Source organism: Nocardia paucivorans NBRC 100373 (genome assembly GCF_000308675.1).
Taxonomy (GTDB): Bacteria; Actinomycetota; Actinomycetes; order Mycobacteriales; family Mycobacteriaceae; genus Nocardia; species Nocardia paucivorans.
This window is the reverse complement of sequence record NZ_BAGE01000044.1, coordinates 20,795-43,252: the sequence shown is the minus strand read 5'-3', so window position 1 is coordinate 43,252 and position 22,458 is coordinate 20,795. Positions and strand designations below refer to the sequence as shown.

The 22,458-nt window shown below is 66.6% G+C and carries 22 protein-coding genes and 2 tRNA genes; 14 read left to right on the top strand and 10 right to left on the bottom strand.

All coding sequences use genetic code 11. The annotated features are described in order from the left end of the window. Positions 1-183: 183 nt before the first annotated feature. The gene (locus ON32_RS14630) at positions 184-1,380 is read right to left on the bottom strand and encodes an MFS transporter (protein WP_217998061.1); all 1,197 of its coding nucleotides are present in this window, start codon (positions 1,378-1,380) and stop codon (positions 184-186) included. 232 nt (positions 1,381-1,612) lie between these two features. Here ON32_RS14630 and ON32_RS14625 point away from each other — a divergent pair, with 232 nt between their 5' ends. The 4 genes from ON32_RS14625 (at position 1,613) to ON32_RS14610 (ending at position 4,486) form a co-directional block, all read left to right on the top strand. After that, positions 1,613-2,389 (top strand): fumarylacetoacetate hydrolase family protein, encoded by a 777-nt coding sequence (locus ON32_RS14625; RefSeq protein ID WP_040791472.1) that lies wholly within the window; start codon positions 1,613-1,615, stop codon positions 2,387-2,389. A 13-nt stretch (positions 2,390-2,402) separates the two neighbouring features. Next, positions 2,403-3,875, top strand: a complete 1,473-nt coding sequence (gltX, locus tag ON32_RS14620; protein ID WP_040791471.1) for a glutamate--tRNA ligase — start codon at positions 2,403-2,405, stop codon at positions 3,873-3,875. Between the two features lie 280 nt (positions 3,876-4,155). Further along, positions 4,156-4,227, top strand: a tRNA-Gln gene (locus ON32_RS14615). 186 nt (positions 4,228-4,413) lie between these two features. After that, positions 4,414-4,486: transfer RNA gene (locus ON32_RS14610), tRNA-Glu, on the top strand. Positions 4,487-4,570: 84 nt separating this feature from the next. Here ON32_RS14610 and ON32_RS27775 read toward each other — a convergent pair. The 3 genes from ON32_RS27775 to ON32_RS14595 form a co-directional block, all read right to left on the bottom strand. After that, positions 4,571-4,753 (bottom strand): DUF5302 domain-containing protein, encoded by a 183-nt coding sequence (locus ON32_RS27775; RefSeq protein ID WP_083874525.1) that lies wholly within the window; start codon positions 4,751-4,753, stop codon positions 4,571-4,573. A 165-nt stretch (positions 4,754-4,918) separates the two neighbouring features. After that, positions 4,919-5,443, bottom strand: a complete 525-nt coding sequence (locus ON32_RS14600) for a pyridoxamine 5'-phosphate oxidase family protein (RefSeq protein WP_040791469.1) — start codon at positions 5,441-5,443, stop codon at positions 4,919-4,921. A gap of 81 nt (positions 5,444-5,524) precedes the next feature. Then, a complete protein-coding gene (locus ON32_RS14595) occupies positions 5,525-6,226 on the bottom strand; it encodes an IclR family transcriptional regulator (RefSeq protein ID WP_040791468.1) in 702 nt (233 codons plus the stop codon). Between the two features lie 168 nt (positions 6,227-6,394). Here ON32_RS14595 and leuC point away from each other — a divergent pair, with 168 nt between their 5' ends. The 3 genes from leuC to ON32_RS14580 all read left to right on the top strand — a co-directional run bounded on the left by leuC (position 6,395) and on the right by ON32_RS14580 (position 9,309). Continuing rightward, entirely contained in the window at positions 6,395-7,810 is a 1,416-nt protein-coding gene (gene leuC / locus ON32_RS14590; RefSeq protein WP_040791467.1) for a 3-isopropylmalate dehydratase large subunit, read from the top strand. Positions 7,811-7,920: 110 nt separating this feature from the next. Further along, positions 7,921-8,529: a 3-isopropylmalate dehydratase small subunit gene (gene leuD, locus ON32_RS14585; protein WP_040791466.1), complete on the top strand. Its 609-nt coding sequence runs from the start codon at positions 7,921-7,923 to the stop codon at positions 8,527-8,529. A 156-nt stretch (positions 8,530-8,685) separates the two neighbouring features. After that, positions 8,686-9,309 carry an HU family DNA-binding protein gene (locus tag ON32_RS14580; RefSeq protein WP_040791465.1) on the top strand — a complete coding sequence of 208 codons (624 nt, stop codon included), beginning with the start codon at positions 8,686-8,688 and terminating at the stop codon, positions 9,307-9,309. A gap of 323 nt (positions 9,310-9,632) precedes the next feature. On the opposite strand, the gene ON32_RS14575 is transcribed toward ON32_RS14580, so the two are convergent. The 3 genes from ON32_RS14575 to cofC form a co-directional block, all read right to left on the bottom strand. Beyond that, positions 9,633-10,580 carry an NUDIX hydrolase gene (locus tag ON32_RS14575; RefSeq protein ID WP_040791464.1) on the bottom strand — a complete coding sequence of 316 codons (948 nt, stop codon included), beginning with the start codon at positions 10,578-10,580 and terminating at the stop codon, positions 9,633-9,635. A gap of 20 nt (positions 10,581-10,600) precedes the next feature. Then, positions 10,601-12,769, bottom strand: a complete 2,169-nt coding sequence (locus ON32_RS14570; protein ID WP_040791463.1) for an RNA degradosome polyphosphate kinase — start codon at positions 12,767-12,769, stop codon at positions 10,601-10,603. 70 nt (positions 12,770-12,839) lie between these two features. Next, entirely contained in the window at positions 12,840-13,583 is a 744-nt protein-coding gene (cofC, locus tag ON32_RS14565) for a 2-phospho-L-lactate guanylyltransferase (RefSeq protein WP_083874524.1), read from the bottom strand. Between the two features lie 30 nt (positions 13,584-13,613). On the opposite strand from cofC, the gene ON32_RS14560 reads away from it, so the two are divergent. Together ON32_RS14560 and ON32_RS14555 are read left to right on the top strand one after the other, a co-directional pair. Further along, complete coding sequence (locus tag ON32_RS14560; RefSeq protein WP_040791462.1) at positions 13,614-14,609, top strand: NAD(P)H-dependent glycerol-3-phosphate dehydrogenase; 996 nt, start codon at positions 13,614-13,616, stop codon at positions 14,607-14,609. Between the two features lie 65 nt (positions 14,610-14,674). Then, positions 14,675-15,787: a D-alanine--D-alanine ligase family protein gene (locus ON32_RS14555; RefSeq protein WP_040791461.1), complete on the top strand. Its 1,113-nt coding sequence runs from the start codon at positions 14,675-14,677 to the stop codon at positions 15,785-15,787. Between the two features lie 9 nt (positions 15,788-15,796). Here ON32_RS14555 and ON32_RS14550 read toward each other — a convergent pair whose 3' ends face one another. Next, positions 15,797-16,423 (bottom strand): DUF3515 domain-containing protein, encoded by a 627-nt coding sequence (locus tag ON32_RS14550; protein ID WP_040791460.1) that lies wholly within the window; start codon positions 16,421-16,423, stop codon positions 15,797-15,799. A 170-nt stretch (positions 16,424-16,593) separates the two neighbouring features. On the opposite strand from ON32_RS14550, the gene ON32_RS14545 reads away from it, so the two are divergent. From ON32_RS14545 to ON32_RS14530, 4 genes are read left to right on the top strand one after another with little or no spacing between them, the layout of a single operon-like run. Continuing rightward, positions 16,594-17,568, top strand: coding sequence for a thiamine-phosphate kinase (locus tag ON32_RS14545; RefSeq protein ID WP_083874523.1), 975 nt, complete (start codon positions 16,594-16,596; stop codon positions 17,566-17,568). 11 nt (positions 17,569-17,579) lie between these two features. After that, positions 17,580-18,263 carry a uracil-DNA glycosylase gene (locus ON32_RS14540; protein ID WP_040791459.1) on the top strand — a complete coding sequence of 228 codons (684 nt, stop codon included), beginning with the start codon at positions 17,580-17,582 and terminating at the stop codon, positions 18,261-18,263. 35 nt (positions 18,264-18,298) lie between these two features. Then, positions 18,299-18,562, top strand: coding sequence for a hypothetical protein (locus ON32_RS14535; RefSeq protein WP_040791458.1), 264 nt, complete (start codon positions 18,299-18,301; stop codon positions 18,560-18,562). A 48-nt stretch (positions 18,563-18,610) separates the two neighbouring features. Next, the gene (locus ON32_RS14530; RefSeq protein WP_040791582.1) at positions 18,611-19,513 is read left to right on the top strand and encodes an alpha/beta fold hydrolase; all 903 of its coding nucleotides are present in this window, start codon (positions 18,611-18,613) and stop codon (positions 19,511-19,513) included. 7 nt (positions 19,514-19,520) lie between these two features. On the opposite strand, the gene ON32_RS14525 is transcribed toward ON32_RS14530, so the two are convergent. Both ON32_RS14525 and rpmB read right to left on the bottom strand, forming a co-directional pair. Further along, positions 19,521-20,054: a GNAT family N-acetyltransferase gene (locus ON32_RS14525; protein WP_051133252.1), complete on the bottom strand. Its 534-nt coding sequence runs from the start codon at positions 20,052-20,054 to the stop codon at positions 19,521-19,523. A gap of 111 nt (positions 20,055-20,165) precedes the next feature. After that, positions 20,166-20,357 carry a 50S ribosomal protein L28 gene (rpmB, locus tag ON32_RS14520; RefSeq protein ID WP_040791580.1) on the bottom strand — a complete coding sequence of 64 codons (192 nt, stop codon included), beginning with the start codon at positions 20,355-20,357 and terminating at the stop codon, positions 20,166-20,168. Between the two features lie 281 nt (positions 20,358-20,638). Here rpmB and fakA point away from each other — a divergent pair, with 281 nt between their 5' ends. Next, entirely contained in the window at positions 20,639-22,420 is a 1,782-nt protein-coding gene (gene fakA / locus ON32_RS14515; protein ID WP_245551051.1) for a DAK2 domain-containing protein, read from the top strand. Positions 22,421-22,458 lie beyond the last annotated feature (38 nt).

Below are 22,458 nucleotides of genomic sequence, written 5' to 3'. Positions count from 1 at the left end.
GGCGATGCCGACCTCGGTCCCTATGCGATGTCGGATCTCTACGAATTGCCGGAGAGCGGCAAGGGATTCGAACCCGAGGACGAGTGGTTGGTCGAGGTGGCCGCAGGGTTTCGGCACACCGGATCTCGCGGTGCCTCGCTCGCCTCGTCGAGGCGGCGCTCGGTGCTGCGGGCAGGTTTCGGTTCACGGGTTTCGGGTGGGATCGTTCGGGACCAGGGGGACGGCGACGGCTGCCGCGACCGCGGCCAGTAGATAGGTGGCCGGGAATCCGGTGGCGACGATCAGGGCGCCGAACACCGGCGGAATGGCGGCCATGGTCAGATTCTGGCCGGTGTTCTGGATGCCGAGGCCGCGTCCGCTCCAATGGGGTCCGGCGATTTCGGCGATGGCGGTGAAGGCCAGACCGTTGTCGGAGACGGTGACCACGGAGGCGACGACCATCAGCGGTATGGCCGCCCACCACCAGTGCAGCCATGCGGTGATTCCCAGCGCCACCATGGTCGCGACCGCGGTGAGGGCGATGGTGCGCAGCGGCCCCATCCGGCTGCCGACCCGATCGGACCAGACGCCCGCCCCGATTCGGCCGACCGCACCCAGGAGTTGGGTGGCGGTGATCACGATCCCGGCCACGGTCATGGACCAGCCGATATCCCGGTGCAACCACAGCAGGGCGAAGGTCCACAGGGTGCCCTGCGGAACCACCAGCAGGATCGAGACGCCGTGGATACGCCACAGGGTGCCCGAGCCTCGATAGGGGTTGACCCGGTCGCCTCGGGCGATGGGAGGCCGTGGCGGATCGATGATTCCGAGTAGGCATCCCACGGCCGCCACACCGGCCATGGCCGCGGGCACCGCCATGGCGGTGGCGATACCGAAGGTTTCGGCCATATACGGGATGGCCATCGCGCCGATACCGACGCCGAGCGGTTGGGCGGTCTGCCGGATACCCATGGCCAATCCGCGGCGCTGCGGGGGGAACCAGCCCACGATCACCCGGCCGCTCGCACCGTTGGTGCTGGCCGCGCCGACACCGCCCAGAAACAGCAGGGCCCCGAGCACGAGGTGGTTCGCGGTGAACGCGGCCGCGGCGCCTGCGACGCACATGACGAGTGTGCCCAGCACCAGCACCGTCCGCTCCCCGATACGGTCGACCAGATATCCCCAGGCGATGAGGGTGCAGACCAGACCGACCATGGGCATGGCCACCAGCAGACCGGCGGTGGGTAGCGGCATTCCCGTATCGGTCAACGCGTCCAGCAGGAACGGCACACCGTGGACGACGACCGCGCTGGACGCCTGGGCGAACACTCCGAGGGCGAGCATGGCCCAGCGCCGCACCGTCGAGATCGAATCGTTCGACAGGGGCGGATGAGAGTCCATAGGGGGACCGGATTTGGTTATCGAGGGCCTCTCGATCATGGCACGCTACCTTGCAATCTCAATATATGGAATATCAATCTCATTGAGTGAGCGACGGTCCCACCGTACACCCGCGGGTGACGGTATTGCTCGTCGAGGCCGGTCGGATGGGAAGCGATTCGGTTCGGTCGGGAATCACACCGTCCGGTCGGGCGCATTCGGGCAGGTAATGGGCGGTGGATAGACTCCGGTCATGCGTCTAGGTCGAGTTGCCAGTCCCGACGGGGTCGCGTTCGTCGCCATCGAAGGCGAGACCGCCAAGGAAATCGCCGAACACCCCTTCGGCACCCCGACGTTCACCGGCCGCAGTTGGCCGGTGGCCGATATCCGACTGCTCGCGCCGATCCTGGCCAGCAAGGTGATCTGCGTGGGTAAGAACTACGCCGCGCACGCCGCGGAAATGGGTGGTAGCGCGCCCGAGGACCCGGTGATCTTCATGAAACCGAGCACCGCCATCATCGGCCCCAACGCCCCTGTTCTGTTGCCGCCCAACTCGTCTCGTGTCGACTTCGAAGGCGAGCTGGCCGTGGTGATCGGGCGCCCCTGCAAGGATGTGCCCGCCGCTCGGGCCCGCGACGTGATTCTCGGCTACACCGTCGCCAACGATGTGACGGCCCGAGATCAGCAGGCCCATGACGGTCAATGGACGCGGGCCAAGGGATATGACACCTTCTGCCCGCTCGGTCCCTGGATCGAAACCGATGTCGACCCAGGGGATCTGGAGATCGTCACCGAACTCGACGGCGAGGTGCGCCAGCGCAGTCGCACATCGCTACTGCTGCACGATATTCCGGAACTCGTCGAATGGGTATCCACCGTGATGACCCTGTTGCCCGGCGATGTCATTCTCACCGGAACCCCCGAAGGAGTGGGTCCGATGCGCGACGGACAAAAAGTGTCCGTGACCGTATCGGGCATCGGTACGCTGACCAATCCCGTCGCGGCCAAACCTGTAGCCGCCCAACGCTGACCGAAAGAGAGCCATGACGAACGTACGGGTCCGTTTCTGCCCGTCGCCCACCGGTACACCACATGTCGGTCTCATTCGAACCGCACTGTTCAACTGGGTCTTCGCCCGTCACCACGGCGGAACCTTCGTCTTCCGAATCGAGGACACCGACGCCGCCCGTGACACCGAGGAGTCCTACCAGGCGATCCTGGAGGCCTTGCGCTGGCTCGGATTGAATTGGGACGAAGGCCCCGAGGTCGGCGGCCCCTACGGGCCCTACCGGCAGTCGCAACGGCGTGAGCTGTACCAGGATGTGGTGCGCCGACTGCTCGAGGCCGGGGAGGCCTACGAATCCTTCTCCACGCCGGAAGAGGTCGAGGCACGGCATCGGGCCGCCGGACGCGATCCCAAACTCGGCTACGACAACTACGACCGCGATCTGACGGCCGAGCAGATCGCGGCCTACCGGGCCGAAGGCCGTCCCGCGGTGATCCGCCTGCGGATGCCCGACGCCGACATCACCTGGCACGATCTGGTGCGCGGTGAAACCACCTTCAAGGCCGGGGTCGTCCCGGACTACGCCCTCACCCGCGGTAACGGCGAGCCGCTCTACACCCTGGTCAATCCGGTCGACGACGCCATGATGCGGATAACCCACGTGCTGCGCGGCGAAGATCTGCTCTCCTCCACCCCGCGGCAGATCGCGCTCTACGCCGCCCTGCAGCGGATCGGCATCGCCGAGGGCACCCCCGAATTCGGGCATCTGCCGTTCGTCATGGGGCAGGGCAACAAGAAGCTGTCCAAGCGCGATCCGGAATCCAATCTGTTCGTCCACCGGGAGCGTGGCTTCATTCCCGAAGGTCTACTGAACTACCTGGCCCTGCTCGGATGGGGGCTCTCCGACGACCGCGACGTTTTCACCATGGACGAGATGGTGGCGGCCTTCGATATTTCGACCGTGAATTCCAATCCGGCACGCTTCGACCAGAAGAAGGCCGACGCGATCAACGCCGAACACATCCGGTTGCTGGAACCGGCAGATTTCGCGCGTCGGCTGCGGGAATATCTCATCCGAGAGGGACACATAGACGCCACGATCGACGACAAGGTGTTCGCCGCGGCGGCCGATCTGGTGCAGACCCGGATTGTTGTTCTGTCGGACGCGTGGGACCTGTTGAGTTTCCTCTTCGCCCCCGCCGAACAGTTCTCCATCGACCCCGCGGCCGGCACCAAGAATTTGGGTCCGGATGCCCGCCCGGTATTGGATGCCGCTATTACTGCATTGGAGTCTTTGTCGTCCTGGACGACCGCTGGGATCGAGGGTGCTCTGAAAAATGCGCTCATCGAAGAAATGGGCCTGAAACCGCGTAAGGCATTCGCTCCGGTTCGGGTGGCGGTAACCGGATCGCATATCAGTCCGCCGCTGTTCGAATCCCTGGAATTACTCGGTCGTGAACCGAGTCTGGAGCGGCTGCGGGCGGCCCGCGAATGGACGCCACCGAACTGAGTCGGTGATATCGCGACTTCCCCCGACCGGACGCGTCCGGTCGGGGGAAGCGCCGGCCGGGGGGCGAAACGGCCGGTGCGCAGGCGGGTGCCGGTCTCGGTGGTCGAAGCGACGGAACTCGGTCGGCGCGGTCGAATCGGGTGTCGAAGCGCGTATCGATACTCGCGACGCGGCCGATGACCAGGCGATTTGCAGTGAACCGGGAGCTGTTTGGTACTCTCTTTCTCGGCCGGAACGCCGGTCCTCCTCAGCCAGGGGAGAGACCGAAAGACCAGGTCATTGGGGTATGGTGTAATTGGCAACACAGCTGATTCTGGTTCAGCCATTCTAGGTTCGAGTCCTGGTACCCCAGCGGAGAAGCTCACGGCATCGACTCACGATCCCACCCGGATCTGACGAGAACGGACTCACCACCAGCGAGATCGCCAGAGCATATCCTGGCGATTTGGTCGCCGAGCGCCGGTCGGTTACGCTGATCGAGCTTCGAGGATCGCGAGATTCTCAGTTCAGCCCCAGCCAGGGGTTGCGCAAAAGTCCTGGCCCCGTCGTCTAGCGGCCTAGGACGCCGCCCTCTCAAGGCGGTAGCGCGGGTTCGAATCCCGTCGGGGCTACTCAGGTATGAGGCCCATGCTCATGGCGAGCATGGGCCTTTCCCGTTTCATCATGAAGTTTTTCATCATGAAGTTCGAGGGGGATCAACCGCTCTTCCGGCGGAACTGGCGTCGGTGGCTTTCGGCGCCGTGGGCGGCCGGCGCCTTCGAATGGCCGTCCAGGTGGTCGGCGGTGGAGGGCCGCTGTTGATTCTTGCGCTCCAGGACCTCACGGAACTTGCGTTTGAGCTCGTCCGTATCGGCGTGGGCACGGCTTTTCTGCGCCATGGTTGCTCCTTGTCGTCGCGGGCTGCGCGCGCCGGCGGCCTGTGCAGCCGGTTGTGTGGAACGCACTCGACGTTAGTCCGGAAGGCGGGGCGGTGTCAGATGTATTTCCGCAGCGTGCCGTGGGGGCGATGGTGAGTGCGTGAGCGGAGCCCGCGACGGACGGGATCAGTCCAGGGCATGGGCGGTGGAGCCGCCCAGGGGCATCGGGGGCAGGCCCAGCTTGCGGTGATCCCAGCTCCGAATCCGCTGTGGTACCACGCGGACCGCCACACGCTTGTTCAGCATGGCCTCCACCATCGGGCGCATCTCCTCGCTGTACGGGCCGGTATAGCGCTCCCAGACGCTCACACCCACCGCGAACAACATGTCGGGGTCATCGATGATCTCGGCATGGCCCTCGATGGAGACACCGCGCAGGGTGTCGTAGGTCTCGCCGGCCTCGACCATGCACGTGACCCGGGGATCCCGACGCAGATTCACCGCTTTCTGTGATTTGGCCTTCGTCTCGAACCACAGTTCGGGAACCCCGGACGGATCCGCGGGCGACTCGAGCAATGCGTACCACATAGCGGTCAGATGCGGTGTGCCATTCGGGCCGAGGGTCGCCAGGGTGGCGACCCGGCTGCGGGTCAGGAAATCGGTGATCTCCGCCTCGGTCATGACGATCTGTGATCGCTGGTTAACTCCCATTGGAGAAACTCTAGTGAGCGGCGTCTCATCCGGCACCACCCCGGGCGTATCGGGGTTCGCTCTTCGGAGTGGTCGCGCCGGCTACAACCGCCGGTGCAGAGCATCGGCGGCGGCAACCAGATCGGCGGCCCAGCGGGCCCCGGGGCGGCGGCCCATTCGGTCGATCGGTCCGGAAACCGATACCGCCGCCACCACGTTCCCATTGCGGTCCCGTACGGGGGCGGACACGCTGGCCACACCGGTGGCGCGTTCGGCGGCGCTCTGCGCCCAGCCGCGTCTGCGGACCTCCGCCAGGGCGCGTTCGCCGAACACGGCCTCCGCGAGAATGCTTCGTTGCAGTTCCGGATCGGCCCAGGCCAGCAGTACTTTCGCGGCGGAACCGGCGGTAAGGGGGAGTCGGGAACCGACGGGTACGGTATCGCGGAGGCCTGCGGGTGGTTCCAGTGCCGCCACGCATACCCGCCAGTGGCCGTCTCGGCAGTACAACTGCACACTTTCGCCGGTGATCTCCCGCAATCGCGGCAGCACCACCATGGCGGCCTCCCGCATCGGATCGGCGGCGCCGGCGGCCAGTTCGGCCAGTGCGGGCCCCGGGCCCCACGCGCCGTCGCCGTTGCGGACCAACAACCGGTGTGTTTCCAGGCCCACGGCCAACCGGTGCGCGGTGGCGCGGGGCAGTCCGGTGCGCTCGCACAACTCGGTGAGACCACACGGCTGCTCGGCGACCGCGTACAACACCGTCATCGCTTTGTCCAGAACGCCGATACCGCTATGCTGTCTCATAGAACGATATTAGCGTCTCGCATTTTGAGAAACCACTCCGCCGTTGTTCCGCGTAACGGACCGGATCGGAGGTCGAAATCGCAGGACGCGGCTTTCATCAACAGCGCATCCGGGCACCGCCGCATCGCGGGTCGAGCCGGGTGCCGGTCCGAAAGGTGATCGAGAACAATGCCACGCACGTTGGCCGAGAAGGTATGGGAACAGCATGTCGTCGCTCGCGGGTCGGGTGCGGGTGACACGCGCGAACCCGACCTCATCTACATCGACCTGCACCTGGTCCACGAGGTGACCAGTCCTCAGGCGTTCGACGGTCTGCGTGCGGCGGGGCGCCCGGTGCGCCGCCCCGATCTGACCATTGCCACCGAGGACCACAATGTTCCCACCATCGATATCGATAAACCGATTGCCGATCCTATTTCGCGCACCCAGGTCGAAACCCTGCGCCGTAACTGCGCCGAATTCGGGATCCGGCTGCACCCGATGGGGGACCTCGACCAGGGCATCGTGCATGTGGTGGGACCGCAATTGGGGCTGACCCAGCCGGGAATGACGATCGTGTGCGGGGACAGCCATACCTCGACGCACGGGGCGTTCGGCGCCTTGGCCATGGGGATCGGCACCAGCGAGGTCGAACACGTACTGGCCACTCAGACCCTGTCGCTGCGGCCGTTCAAAACCATGGCGATCACCGTCGACGGAACGCTGCCGCCCGGAGTCACCAGCAAGGACCTGATTCTGGCGGTGATCGCCGAGATCGGTACCGGCGGTGGCCAGGGGTATGTGTTGGAATACCGCGGAGAGGCGATCCGCGCCATGTCGATGGAAGCGCGGATGACGATCTGCAATATGTCCATCGAGGCCGGGGCTCGCGCGGGCATGATCGCTCCGGACGAAACCACCTACGAATTCCTGAAGGGACGTCCACACGCCCCGCAGGGCGCGGACTGGGACGCCGCCGTGGCCGCCTGGGAGGCGTTGAAGACCGACGAGGATGCCGTTTTCGACCGCGAGGTGCACATCGATGCGAGCGCACTGACCCCGTTCGTCACCTGGGGCACCAACCCGGGGCAGGGCGCCCCGCTGGGCGGGCGGGTGCCCGACCCGGCGCAGATCGCCGATCCCACCGAACGCGAGGCCGCGGAGAAAGCGCTGCGGTATATGGATTTGCAGCCGGGTACTCCATTGCGCGATGTAACGGTCGATACGGTTTTTGTGGGATCGTGCACCAACGGCCGTATCGAGGATTTGCGTGCGGTGGCGGAGGTTTTGCGGGGTCGTAAGGTCGCCGAGGGGGTGCGAATGCTGGTGGTGCCGGGTTCGATGCGGGTGCGGAAGCAGGCGGAAAAAGAAGGGCTCGGGGAAATTTTCACCGCTGCCGGCGCCGAATGGCGCCAGGCCGGTTGCTCGATGTGTCTGGGAATGAACCCGGACCAGCTCGCTCCCGGCCAGCGCTGCGCGTCCACCTCGAACCGCAACTTCGAGGGCCGACAGGGCAAGGGAGGCCGTACTCACCTGGTATCTCCCCCGGTAGCGGCCGCTACGGCGGTCCGTGGCGCCCTGGCCTCGCCCGCGGACCTGAACTGATCGCGTCGCGGGGTGAAATCCGAACACCCCGCGGTTCGGATCGCTATTTCGCATAACGACCACCGCCCAACCGCGGCCCCCGCCGCCGCAGCTCGAACAGGAGAAACAGGATGCAACCCTTTACTGTGCACAAGGGGATCGGAGTACCGCTGCGCCGATCGAATGTCGACACCGATCAGATCATCCCCGCCGTCTATCTGAAGCGAGTGACTCGAACGGGATTCGAAGACGGACTCTTCGCGGCCTGGCGAACGGACCCGGACTTCATTCTGAACATCGAACCGTACAAGCGCGGCAGTGTGCTCGTGGCCGGTCCGGATTTCGGAACCGGATCGTCGCGGGAGCATGCGGTGTGGGCGCTGTCGGACTATGGCTTTCGGGTGGTTATCTCTTCCCGCTTCGCAGACATCTTCCGCGGGAATGCGGGTAAGGGCGGAGTGTTGGCCGCGCAAATGTCACAAAATGATGTCGAAATGCTCTGGAAGATGCTCGAGGAACAGCCCGGGCTCGAATTGGTGGTGGATCTCGAAGCGCGGACCGTGACGGCGGGAACCGTCGTGTTGCCGTTCGATATTGACGACTACACCAGGTGGCGCCTGTTGGAAGGTTTGGATGACATCGGTCTGACGCTGCGGAAGGAGGGTGAGATCGCCGAGTTCGAAAAGACAAGGCCATCATGGAAACCCACCACCCTTCCGGAACGTATTTTGCGGGCGTAATCACTCGGTGTCGTTTGCTGGGTTCCGGGTCATCCGGTAACTGGATGTGTGCTAAACCTCATGAATTTTGGCGTGGCACATAGACTCTTGCCCTTTGTGGGTTTACCGTGGTAGCTAGTCGGTCCGACGACGGGCCATTAGTCTGCGGAGGATTCAATGAACAAGGCGGAACTGATCGACGTTCTGACCGAAAAGTTGGGTACTGACAGGCGCACGGCCACCGCGGCAGTCGAGCATGTGGTCGACACCATCGTCCGTGCAGTACACAAAGGGCAGAGCGTCACCATCACCGGATTCGGTGTATTCGAACAACGCAAACGGGCGGCCCGGGTGGCCCGGAACCCACGCACCGGAGAAACGGTCAGGGTGAAGCCCACTTCGGTGCCGGCATTCCGGCCCGGCGCTCAGTTCAAGGCCGTCATTGCGGGCAAACAGAAGCTCGCGGCAACCGGTCCCGCGGTGAAACGCGGTGTCAATGCGCCGGTTGCGGCCAAGAAGTCGACCACCAAGAAGGCGGCGACCGCCACCAAACGCACCACCGCGAAGAAGGCGGCGACCAAGGCGCCCGCCAAGAAGGCGGCGACCAAGGCGCCCGCGAAAAAGGCGGCAACCAAGACCACGGCCAAGAAAACCGCTACGAGCAAGGCAACCGCCGCGAAGAAGAGCACCACCAAGCGGGCCACGGCCGCCAAGAGCGCCACCGCGAAGAAGACAACGGCCAAGAAGGCCGCGGCCAAGAAGACAACGGCCAAGAAGACCACAGCGCGTCGCACCCGCTGATTTCACGTTCGGCGTCGGCGCCAACCCACCCCGCCCCTCGTCGTCACACCGACAACCCATCGGGTTGATCCCGTATCACCCGTGTTTCGGACGGACCACTGCCCCCGGGAGATCCCTGGGGGCGTTCTGTGTTTACATCGCGCCGTCTTCGGGGCCGTGTCGATCGAACCACCTTCGACGGCGCGGGGGTTGCGGCCCCCACGGGTCTCGCCGAATCGGCGCCCGAGGCTCGTGCCCGTGGCACCTGTGCTTCGGGCGCCGATACGGTCCCGGCGAACCGCGTGCGGACCGGGCGGAGTCGATATTCCGTATTCGGTGCGGTTTCAGGTGGCGGTATCCGTGGGAGGTACCACGGCCATCGACAGCGACCGCTCCAGATGGTCGGCGGCCACCATTCGACCGTCGACGAACGACAGCACCCACACGCTGCCCTTGCGATTACGCGCGGGCGGTAACGCTATTCCGTCGCGTTCGGTCCACCATTGCAAGAGATCGGGGATCACCTTCCCCTGGCTGCACAGCACGCGCACGGTGCGATCGGAGACCAGTTCGAGGGCCCGTTTCCGTCCCGCGTCCGGATCCGCCGCATAACCCGTTTCCGACAGCAGCGGTTCCAGGCCGATATCCACCCCCAGCTCCTCGGCCAGCGGTTGGACCGTCTGCACACAGCGCAACGGGGGTGCGGAGAAGATCTCCCGGGCGCCGAACGCCAACAGATTCGGTACCAGGGCCAGCGCCCGCCGCCGCCCGGCCGGTTCCAGCGGCCGCGCATCGTCCGGCCCGTCGAACCGGTCGCGGCGGCCGGCTTTCGCGTGTCGCACCACCAACAGTGTGGAGGTTTCGACCGGTAACCGGGCGAAAGTGCGCACCACCTGTCGGTCCATCGGATACGACAATTCGTCCAATACCCGATCGAGTCGAATCCAGCGCAGCTCGTCCACCTCGGTATTGGCGGCGAATTCTCCCTCGGCGACCTCGGCCGCCCAATAGTCGACCCGCTTCAGCTTGCGGTGACCGGGAATCGGGTAGGTGACCTTGCCGAGATAGCGGCCCAGTCGGGGGCGTAGCCCGGTCTCCTCCTCGGTTTCCCGCACGGCCGCGAGCACCGGCGTCTCCCCGGGGTCGAGTTTGCCCTTCGGCAGCGACCAGTCCTGGTACTTGGGCCGGTGGATCACGGCGATCTCGACGGCGCCGGAACCGTCCGGCGCCCGACGCCACAACACCGTTCCCGCGGCATGGATATTGGCCTTGGCCCGAGGTGAACGAGACATCGTGTGGTCGGTCGAGTCCTTCACTGTTGTGCGGGGCGGTGGAGGTGCATGAGGTACACCTGATGGTCACGAACACCGTCGCCGGTATCGCGGCGCTCGGGCCAGGCCGTCCAGGAACCGTCGGATTGCAGTACCCAGCAGCGGGTCATCGGATGCAGCGCCGACTCGAACACCTCGTCCAACTGGGCGCACAGACGGCGATCCCGGACCTGCGCCATGACCTCCACGCGCCGGTCCAGATTGCGGTGCATCATATCGGCGCTGCCGATCCAGTATTCGTCCTGCGCCTGGAAATGCATGATCCGGGAATGCTCGAGCACTCGGCCGAGGATCGAGCGGACCTCGATATTGTCGCTGAACCCCGGAACTCCCGGTCGCAGCCCGCAGATACTGCGCACCACGATCTGCACCGGCACACCGGCCTGGGAGGCACGGTAGAGGGCGTCGATGATCTGTTCGTCGACGATGGCATTGGCCTTCATCCGGATCCGGGCGGCTTCCCCGTTCCGCGCCGCCTCGATCTCCCGCTCGATACGGGTGATGATCCCGGACCGCACCCCGTACGGGGCAACCAGGAGATTGCGATACTCGGCCTTGCGGGAATACCCGGTCAGCGAATTGAACAGGTCGGTCAGATCGGCCCCGATTTCGGGTGCCGCGGTGAGCAATCCGACGTCCTCGTAGAGGCGCGCGGTTTTGGGGTTGTAATTGCCGGTGCCGATATGGCAGTAGCGACGAATGGTCGCGCCTTCCCGGCGCACCACCAGACAGGTCTTGCAGTGGGTTTTCAACCCGACCAGACCGTAGACCACGTGGACGCCCGCCTGTTCCAGCGCCCGGGCCCATTTGATGTTGGCCTGTTCGTCGAATCGTGCCTTGATCTCGACCAGCGCCACCACCTGCTTACCGGCCTCGGCGGCATCGATGAGCGCATTCACGATCGGCGAATCCCCGGAGGTGCGATACAACGTCTGCTTGATCGCCAGCACCTGGGGATCGGCGGCGGCCTGTTCGATGAACCGCTGCACGCTGGTGGAGAACGAATCGTAGGGATGATGTACCAGCACATCGCCCTCGCGCAACGCGGCGAACACATTGCGCGGGGTCTCCCGTTCCCCGAAGGCCGGTGGGGTCGCGGGAACGTATGGCGGATCCTTGAGCGCGGGCCGGTCCACCCCGTAGACCTGCCACAGGGAGGACAGATCCAACAGGCCGGGGACCTGGATGACATCACCCGGATCGACCTCGAGTTCGCGCAACAACAGTTCCAGCATGTGCTCGGTCATATCGTCGGAGACCTCGAGCCGGACCGGGGAACCGAAGCGGCGGCGCGCGAGTTCACGTTCCAGCGCCTGCAGCAGGTCTTCGTCGCGGTCCTCGTCGACCTCGAAATCGGCATTGCGGGTGATCCGGAACGAATGTTGTTCGACCACGGTCATCCCGGGGAACAACTGATCCAGATGCGCCGCGATGAGCGACTCCATCGGCAGGAACGCCGCAATGGAGGAGGTGGAACCGGTGCGTCGCACCCGCACGAATCGGTCGACATTGTCGGGAACCTTCACGCGGGCGAAATGCTCACCGCCGGTCTCGTCCCGCACCGTCACCGCGAGATTCAGGCTCAGGCCGCTGATATAAGGGAAGGGGTGGGCCGGGTCCACCGCGAGGGGGGTGAGCACCGGGAACACCTGGTCCTGGAAATAGGCCGACAGTCGGTGCCGTTCCTCGTCGTCGAGGTCGGTCCAGTCGATGATCTCGATGCCTTCGTCGATGAGCGCGGGCAGTACATCGTCGAGGAACACCCGAGCGTGCCGGACCGCGATCTCCTGGGTGCGGGCGGCGATGAGCGCCAACTGCTCGTTGGGTGAACGTCCGTCGGCGGAGCGCACCGTAAGCCCGGTCTCGGCGCGGCGTTTGAGACCGGCAACACGCACCATGTAGAACTCGTCCAGGTTCGAGGCGAAGATGGCGAGGAATTTGGCGCGTTCCAGCAACGGCAGCGAATCGTCCTCCGCCAGCGCCAGTACCCGGGCATTGAAGTCCAGCCAACTCAACTCGCGGTTGAGATAGCGATCGGCGGGCAACTGTGGCGCGGCGGATCCGTCGGATACCGGGCCGGCGGCCGGTGGTGGAGCGGGAAGTACCCGCTGCTGCTTGACGGTTTCCGTATCGCTCACGTCTACGATCATTCCTTACGAACCGTACGGTGTGCAGCCGGGAGGTGGGATCGTCTCCAGGTGTTCCGGTCGCGGCGATCCGCTAGCACACCGTAGTTATCGATTCGGCCGGCTCCGGTCCGGTGCCGGGCGAGGCGAACCCACCGCCGAGCGCGGGAACCCGATGGCCGAGGGTACGCAACAGCGTCCTGGTATCGGGGCCGGCGCCGAGGGCCACTGCCTTGTCCAGATCGGCGACGGTATCGACGTCCAACCGCAGTCCCGGCCAGTCCCCGTCCAGTTCGATCGCACCGTCGGCGCTGTGTCGGGCGGCCGACTCGGGGCCGAAGCGCGGATTCAGTGGTGTTCCCGCGCGCGCCAGCAGCGCGGCCGTGCCGGTGCCCGTATGGTCGACGACCAGCGAACGGGCGGCGGGCGCGGTGGCGAGCATATCGGCCAGTTCGTCCGCGCGCAGTGCCGGCAGATCGGCCTGCAGGGCCAATAGGTCGATGGGGCCGTGCCACCGACGTAGTGTGTCGGCGGCAGCGGCCAAGGCGGTGTTGAGGCGGTCGGATTCACCGGATACCGGTGACCGATCGGTGGGTTCGGGATGCACCTCGGCACCGCGTGCGCGCGCCAGTTCCGCGACGGCGGGATCCGGGGTGACCACGGTGACCGACCCGATGGCCGATACGGCGCAGGCGGCGCGCAACGTATCGGAGAACATGGCCAGTACCAGCCGCGCCCGATCCGGCGGCGGCAGTGCACCGGCCAGGCGGCTCTTGGCCCGGTCGAGGCTTTTCACCGCGATCACGGCGTACACGGTGTGCACGGTGTGCTGACGCATGGGGCCATCCTTCCATGGCATATTGGGCTGATGACGAGGGCGGCGGTACTGGGTGCGGGATCATGGGGAACGGCATTCGCGAAGGTCTTGGCGGACGCGGGAACCGAGGTCACCATCTGGGCGCGGCGACCGGAGGTGGCCGAGGCCTTGGCGACCGACCATCGCAATCCGTTCTACCTTCCGGGGGTGCAGCTGCCGCCGGTCGCCGCGACCGACGACCACATCCGCGCCCTCGACGGCGCCGATATCGTCGTATTGGCCGTGCCATCGCAGGCATTGCGTACGAATCTGCAGGTCTGGGCGCCGGCAATCGGTGCGGACGCCACTTTGCTGAGCCTGGCCAAGGGAATCGAAACCGGTACCCTCCTTCGGATGAGCGAGGTCATCGCCGCGGTCACCGGCGCTGAGCCGGAGCGGATCGCGGTGTTGTCCGGCCCGAATCTCGCCAAGGAGATCGCGGCCGGGCAGCCCGCCGCGACGGTGATCGGCTGTACCGACGCGGATCGGGCCGTTGTCGTGCAACAAGCGTGCGCCACCGGGTATTTCCGGCCCTATACCAATACCGATGTGATCGGTTGTGAAATCGGTGGTGCCTGCAAGAACGTCATCGCCTTGGCATGCGGTATCGCCTCCGGTATGGGGCTGGGGGACAACTCCATCGCGGGGCTCATCACCCGTGGTCTGGCCGAGATCATTCGACTGGGCACCGCGCTCGGCGCCGAACCGGTCACCCTGGCCGGCCTGGCCGGTGTGGGTGATCTGGTGGCCACCTGCACCTCGCCGCTGTCGCGCAACCGCTCCTTCGGTCATGTTCTCGGCGAGGGCGGATCCATGCAGGCCGCACAGGAGGCCACCCACGGTCAGGTCGCCGAAGGTGTGAAATCGTGCACATCGGTGCGGGCGCTGGCACGTAAGCACGATGTGGAGATGCCGCTCACGGAGGCGGTGCACGAGGTATGCCACGAAGGGCTGGCGGTGCGGCAGGCGGTCGACCGGCTGCTCGGCCGCCGGATCAAACCGGAATAGAAACGCCCATGCGGACCCGGTGGTCCGCTCCAGGCTTAGGGCGCCGGGCAGGTACGGTTCGGGGCATGACGAACCGGATCAGGGTGGCCGTGGTGTTCGGCGGACGCAGCAACGAGCACGCCGTGTCCTGTGTATCGGCGGGTGCGGTGCTCCGTCATCTGGACCCGGAGCGCTACGAGGCCGTGCCGATCGGCATAACCACCGACGGCGCCTGGACCCTGTCCGGTGATGATGCCGCGGCGCTCGCTCCCCGAGACCGGGAATTGCCATCGGTCTCCGATACCGGAACCGCTCTGGTGCTCGCCGCCGATCCCGGCCGTTCCGGAGCGCTGGTCGCCCTCGACGAGCCGGGCACGGTACTCGGTGCCGTGGATGTGGTGTTCCCCGTGCTGCACGGCCCCTTCGGTGAGGACGGGACCATTCAGGGACTGTTGGAAATGGCCGGTATCCCGTACGTGGGCCCCGGGGTGCTGGCCAGTGCGGCCGGGATGGACAAGGAGTTCACCAAGAAGCTGCTGGCGGCCGAAGGGCTGCCGGTGGGATTGCAGGTGGTGCTGCGTCCCGGTGACGCCACTGTCGCGCCGGTGGACCGGGAGCGGCTCGGGTTGCCGGTTTTCGTGAAACCCGCGCGAGGCGGTTCCTCGATCGGTATCACCAGGGTCACCGACTGGGCGGATCTGGATGCCGCCATCGCGGTGGCCCGGGCACACGACCCGAAGGTGATCGTGGAGGCCGCCATCGTGGGCCGCGAGGTGGAGTGCGGTGTGCTGGAATTCCCGGACGGTCGGGTGCAGGCCAGTGCGCTCGCCGAGATCCGGATGCCGGAAACCGACCCCGCGGATACCGGCTCGGCCGGGCCGGACTTCTACGATTTCGACACCAAATACCTCGATGACGTCTGCGAATTCGATGTCCCGGCGAAATTGGACGATGCCGTCACCGAGGAGGTGCGCACTCTGTCGGTACGAGCTTTCCGCGCCCTGGACTGCCAGGGGTTGGCCCGGGTGGACTTCTTCGTCACCCCGGATGGACCGGTGATCAACGAGATCAACACCATGCCCGGTTTCACCGCGATCTCGATGTACCCGCGAATGTGGGAGCAGACCGGGATCGACTACCGAACCCTGGTCTCCACTCTCATCGAGACCGCGTTGGCACGGGGCACCGGGCTGCGGTAGCGGACGGATTCAGTTGGGCAGTTCGCCCGGATCGATCGGTCGGGCCGGCAGGTGCGCGGTGATCGTGTCGGACACCACCTGTAGCGGGGTGGGACCCGACCCGTCGGGAACGGTCAGGGCGATATAGGTTTCCCGGTCCACCGCGTACCAGGTGCTCTGTCCGGTATCGACGGCCGCCGGGTCGCGGACCTCGAACCACTGAACGTCGTTGACCATCTGGATGGGGGACGCGCGGTTGAATTCCATCGGGCGGTCCAGTCCGCAGCGCACGACGATCGGCGCGCCGCCGTCGGGACGTTGCCAGGCGCGGGTCGCCGGGGGGACAGGCTGCACCAGCGTCGATTCGGTGAAATCACCCAGTTCTGCCGGAAACGCGGGAACGAGGGTCGCGCAGGCCGGACTCGTGGCGGCCGGGGCCGGGACCGGACCCAATGCCAGCGGTTCCCGTTCCACGGGGGTGCGCAGGACGATCACCGCGGCGACCACCACACCGACCACCAGGGCGATGGGCAGCGCCACCGCGGTCGCGATGAGGGCGGGCGGGTAAGGATTGCGCTCGGTTTCGGCGGTGTCCCCGGTCTCCTCGTTGTCGGTGGGCTCCGGTGTTCGCGGCTCGTCCGGCGTTTTCGCCGCCATCGTCGACGATCCTTCCTGCGTGGTTGGTTCTCGTGGGCGCAAATGCCTGGTCACTCGGGCACAGGGTACCGTCGGGACGGTTCCGGTCGAGCGGACACCTCACCGGGCGGACATGGAGCGGATCGGGTCGGAAAGGGCTGGAAATCGGTATCGGGACACAACCGACGACGGTGCGTGAACTCGGTGAGTTCGCGTTGATCGAGCGCATCACCGGGGGCCGGGTGCAGGGGCCGGGCGTGGTGCTGGGTCCGGGTGACGACGCGGCCGTGCTGGCCGGTCGGGGACGGTATGTGGTGACCACGGACATGCTGGTGCAGGACCGGCATTTCCGGTTGGACTGGTCGAGTCCGCGCGATATCGGCCGCAAGGCCATTGCCCAGAACGCGGCCGATGTCTACGCCATGGGCGCGGTGCCGACCGGTTATGTGGTGGCATTGGGTTGTCCGGCCGAGACGCCCGTCGCGTTCGCGGAAGAGTTGGCCGACGGGCTCTGGGACGAGGCCGGTCGGGCCGGCGGATCGATCGCCGGTGGTGATCTGGTGCGCAGCCCGCAGGTGGTGATCTCGGTGACCGCCTTCGGCGATCCGATCGGCGTCGAACCTGTCACCCGGTCGGGGGCCCGGGCGGGCGGTACCGTCGCGGTTGCCGGGCGCCTCGGTCGGTCGGCGGCCGGACTCGCGGTACTGACCGCGGGTCGGGCGGACGAACCGGAGTGGGCCGGTGCCGTTGCCGTCCATCGGGTTCCTCGGCCGCCCTACGCGGCGGTGCATGCGGCCCTGGCCGCGGGTGCCGCACCGGATGCGCTCACCGATGTCTCCGACGGTCTGCTCGCCGATCTCGGCCATATCGCCGCGGCATCGGGGGTGGCCATCGATATCGATTCCGCCGCGCTGCGCGACACGGAACTCGACGACTGGGCGGCGGCATTGGAAGTCGATGCGCTGCAATGGATTCTGACCGGCGGTGAGGATCATGCCTTCGTCGGGGTATGGCCGCCGGGGGCGCCGATACCGGCGGGATGGACCCCCATCGGCGGCGTCTCGGCCGGTCACGGGGTTACCGTCGACGGCGGTCGGTGGTCGGGCTGTGGTGGGTGGGAATCGTTCTCCGGGGCGGACTCGGCGGATGTCGGTGAATCGCGATAGGTTGTGCGGTCATGGGCACGAAACCACTGTCGGAAATCGTGGATCCGGGCTGGGCGCGGGCACTGGAACCCGTGGCCGATCGAATTGCGCAGATGGGTGATTTCCTCCGCGCCGAGAACGCCGCGGGTCGCGGCTATCTACCGGCCGGGAAGGACGTGTTACGCGCTTTTCAGCGTCCGTTCGACGAGGTTCGGGTATTGATCGTGGGTCAGGATCCGTATCCCACCCCGGGGCATCCGATGGGGTTGAGCTTCTCGGTGGCGCCGGATGTTTCGCCTGTTCCGCGGAGTCTGGCCAATATCTTCGCCGAATACAGCAAGGATCTCGGGTACCCGACACCGTCGTGTGGCGATTTGAGCCCGTGGTCGGATCAAGGTGTGCTGCTGCTGAACCGAGTGTTGACGGTTATGCCGGGGAAACCGGCCTCGCATCGCGGTAAGGGTTGGGAAGAGGTCACCGAGCGGGCGATCCACGCCTTGGTGGCCCGAGATGCTCCGCTGGTCGCGATTTTGTGGGGCCGTGACGCCGCCTCGTTGAAACCGACACTGGCCCGTGCCGAGGTTCCTTGTATAGAGTCACCGCACCCCTCGCCGTTGTCGGCGTCCCGGGGATTCTTCGGTTCTCGCCCGTTCTCCCGAGTCAACGAACTGCTCGACGAACTCGGCGCGGAACCGGTGGACTGGCGCCTGCCCTGACAGGCGTCGAGAGGAAAGAAGTGAGGAGCACCTACATGCACACCACCACCGTTCGCGGTGCACTGCGCGGTACCACCGCCACGTTCGCGGTCTGCGCCGCCCTGGCCGCCGGTGCGGCGAGCGCGAGCGCGGCGCCGCTCGCCCTGGAGCGGGAGCAGACCCCGATCACCGAGCCCGAGGCGAATCCGGTCGGCGAGGAGTTCACCTCCACCGGTTCGTCGACGATTTCTTCGTCGGTCACCGGTACGTTCGCCTGCCTGTTCCAGCGGACCTTCAGCGGGATGAAGCTGGACTGCTGATTCCGTCGTTTTTACGGCGTAACGCCGGCATTGTGCGATCCTCGGATCGTGAGTAATGCGAACAATCTGCTCGATCCCGTCCGACTGCGGCTGCGCGGTTTGGGCGGGATCGAGCTCGTTGCGGACCGTTACGGTCCTCCCGACGGCCCGCTCGTCGTCTTCCTGCACGGCGGTGGGCAGACCCGGTACTCGTGGAAGCGCAGTGGTGCGATGCTGGGGGCGGCCGGGTTGCGAGCCGTCGCCGTCGATGCCCGCGGACACGGTGACAGCCAGTGGGCGCCGGACCGCGATTACAGCCGCGAGACCATGGTCGCCGACCTGATCGAGGTGCTGGACCAGCTGGGCGGTGGTCCCGCCGTCGTGGTGGGGGCCAGCATGGGAGGTATCACCGGGCTGTTGGCCACTGCCGCCCCGGGTGGGGAAGCGATATCCGCGCTGGTCCTGGTCGATATCGTGGCCCGGCCCGAACCCGAGGGAGTTACCCGGGTGCTCGATTTCCTCGGCAGGTATCGCAACGGTTTCGACACCGTCGAGGAGGCCGCCGACGCGGTGGCCGCGTACCTTCCGCACCGGCCGCGTCCGAAGAGCACCGACGGGCTGCTACGTAATCTGCGGCACCGCGACGGCCGGTGGTACTGGCACTGGGACCCGGACATGCTCGGCGATCGCACGGTGGATGCGACCCGATTGGTGGACTCCGAGGAGATGACCCGCACGCTGGAGCGTGCCGCCCGGGCACTGAGCATCCCGGTCCTGCTGGTCCGCGGTCTGCGGTCGGATGTGGTGAGCGCCGAGGCGGCCGCGGAGTTCCAGAAGTTGGTACCGCATGCCGAACTGGTGGAGATCGGTGATGCGGCGCATACCGCGGCCGGTGACGACAACGACGCGTTCACCGACGCGGTCACCGAGTTCGTACTCCGAGCGGGCGGGGCGGGGCCGATTCGGGAATGACCTGCGGTCACCCCGAGGGACGAGGGGCCTCGATTCCGGGGCGCACCAACCTGATCTCGGTGATACCCGCGAAATGTTCGGTTCGGGCGGTGCCATCCGGTACGAATCCATATTTGGCGTAGAACGCCCTGGCCCGAGGATTGTGTTCGAAGACCCACAGCGAACACGACCGACGCGGGTCCAGCGCGACGCCCATGAGGTCATGGGCGAGCCCGGTGCCGTACCAGGATGCGCGGATGTACATGGCCCCGAGTTCGATCTCCGCCACCGGCGGTTCGTCGCGGGGCGGTCCGGTGCCGGCGAATCCGATCACCACGTCGCCAAGTAACGCGACCCAGGTCCGCCCGGGACCGCCGCGATATCTGCGCTCCCACTGTTCGGTGTTCCGATCCTCGTCGAACGCGTCCAGCACATGATCGGGAACCAGATCGCGGTATGCCTCATCCCAACAGGCGATATGGCATTCGGACAGCGAACGGATGTGTTCGAGGGCGAGGGGGGAGATACGCCATGGGGCGTCGGACCCGGACGAAAGACTCATCGGCGGCCCTTCGCAATCGGCGTCCACTCGGGGTGAGCGCGGGAACGACGAAGCCCCGGATCACCCATACGGGTGCCGGGGCGACGTTGGGGAACCGGCGTATCGGCCGATTCAGCCGCGAACGACCTTGCCCGCCTTCAGGCAGGAGGTGCACACATTCATCCGGCGGGTGTTGCCCGGGGAGACCTGCGCGCGCACGGTCTGGATGTTCGGGTTCCAACGACGGTTGGTGCGTCGGTGCGAGTGCGAGACCGACTTCCCGAAGCCGGGGCCCTTGGCGCAGACGTCGCAGACGGCAGCCATAGTCGCGAACTCCTTCATGTCCTCGAGGGGGACCTGCTGTGGCGTGACAGCCGGTCCGAGATCATATGTCTTCATGCCTGCCGACTCGGTCGGCCAGCGCAGGCCGGCGACGGCCACGCGAGGCAACCCTGCAAGAGTATCCGCCCGCGCGTCGATCCACCAAACCGGGGTTTGCTCACCCTGCCGGACGCATCCGGCGATCGGGCAGGTCCTCGGGTGACGGCGGCGGCGCGAGCGTTGCCGACTAACCTGGCGGGCACCGACCCGACGACAGGAACGAGGTGGCGTTGCCCGAATCCCGGCAGGTGAGCGGTCCCGAAGTCCTCGATCGCGAAGCGCTCGACGGTGCGGCGTTGCTGCGTTGGGGACGGATCTGTCTGGCCGGGCTCGAGGATCGACGTGCGGAGATCGACGCGCTCAATGTCTTCCCGATCCCGGACGGGGACACCGGGACCAATCTACTGGCCACCATGCGCGCCGCCGTATCCGCCGCCGAGTCGGTCGTGCCCGACGATCCCGACGATGACGCGGTGACATCGGGCGGCGGGCATATCGCGCGGGTGCCGGCCCATCCGGTGGCGATGGCCATGGCACGGGGCGCGACGGCGGGAGCACGCGGGAACTCGGGAATCATCCTGTCCCAGGTGTTGCGGGGTATCGCCGAAGCGGCCGAGGCGGGCCCGCTGACCGGGGTGACGTACCGGACGGCGCTGATGCGTGCGGCCGCCCTGGTGCGTGCCGGACTCAGTACGCCGGTCGAGGGGACCGTGCTGACCGTGTTGGAACGGGCCGGACGCGCGGCCGTCGACTGCGCCGACCCCGAACTGACCGCGGTCGTGGCAGCGGCGGCGGAGGCCGCAGCGCGGGCATTGGAGGATACGCCCACACAACTCGGGGTATTGGCCGAGGCGGGTGTCGTCGACGCGGGTGCCCGCGGTTTGCTGGTGCTGCTGGACAGCGCGGTTGCCCTCACCACGGGCCGAGCACCTGCCCGACCGGAGTACCGGCGCGCCGAGCCCGGGGGTGCCGCCGTAGGTGAGCGTCGTCCGTCGATCGGGTACGAGGTGATGTACCGGCTCACCGAGACCGATGAACGCCGGGTGGCGGCGTTGCGGAGCAGACTAGGAGAACTGGGCGATTCGGTGGTCGTCGTCGGTGACGGCGACCGTGCCTGGTCGGCGCATGTGCACTGCACGGACGCCGGCGCGGCGGTGGAGGCCGGATTGGCGGCGGGTGCGCTGCATGAGATCCGGATCGAGAGTTTCACCGTCGAGCCGCACCGGCGCGCCGAATACGCCGGCCGATCGGCGGGAAACGGCGGCGTGTGCTCGGGAGGGGAGCGTGCGAGTTCTGCGCGCGCCGGAGTCGGCCCGGTCCCCGGGTCGTCGCGGGTCGTTGGCGCCGAGCACGACCGGGGGGTGCTCGCCGTGGCGTCGGGGGCGGGCGCCGTCGCTCTGTTCGAGGCGGCGGGCGCGGTGGTGGTGGGCGGTGACGGTCCGGTGGATACCGGGACGCTGCTGACGGCGATCCGTCGGATGCCGCACCGGGAGGTGTTGGTACTGCCCAACGGAGCGCTGCCCGCGCAGGAATTGGTCGCGGTCGGTGTCGCGGCCCGGCACGCGCGTCGGGATGTGTTGTTGCTGCCGAGCGCCTGCATGGTGCAGGGGTTGGCGGCGCTGGCCGTCCACGACCGGGCGCGGATCGCGGTGGACGACGCCTTCGCCATGTCGGAGGCGGCCGCGGCGACCCGTTGGGGTTCGCTGCGAGTGGCCCAGGGGCGGGCGCTCACCATGGTCGGTACCTGCGCGGCCGGAGACGGACTGGGATTGGTCGGACACGATGTGGTCGTGATCGATCGGGATGTCCGGGCGGCCGGACGGACACTGCTGGATCGCATGCTCGGTCTGGGCGGTGAACTGGTCACCCTGTTGGTGGGTGCGGTCGCGCCGGTCGGGCTCGTCGACGGTTTGGTGGAACATATCGGCGCGGAATTCCCCGGTGTCGAGGTCACCGTGTATACCGGGGGCCAGCACGGTGATCTGGTGCAGATAGGCATCGAGTAAACGGGCATCGAGTAAACGGGCATCGAGTAAACGGGCAT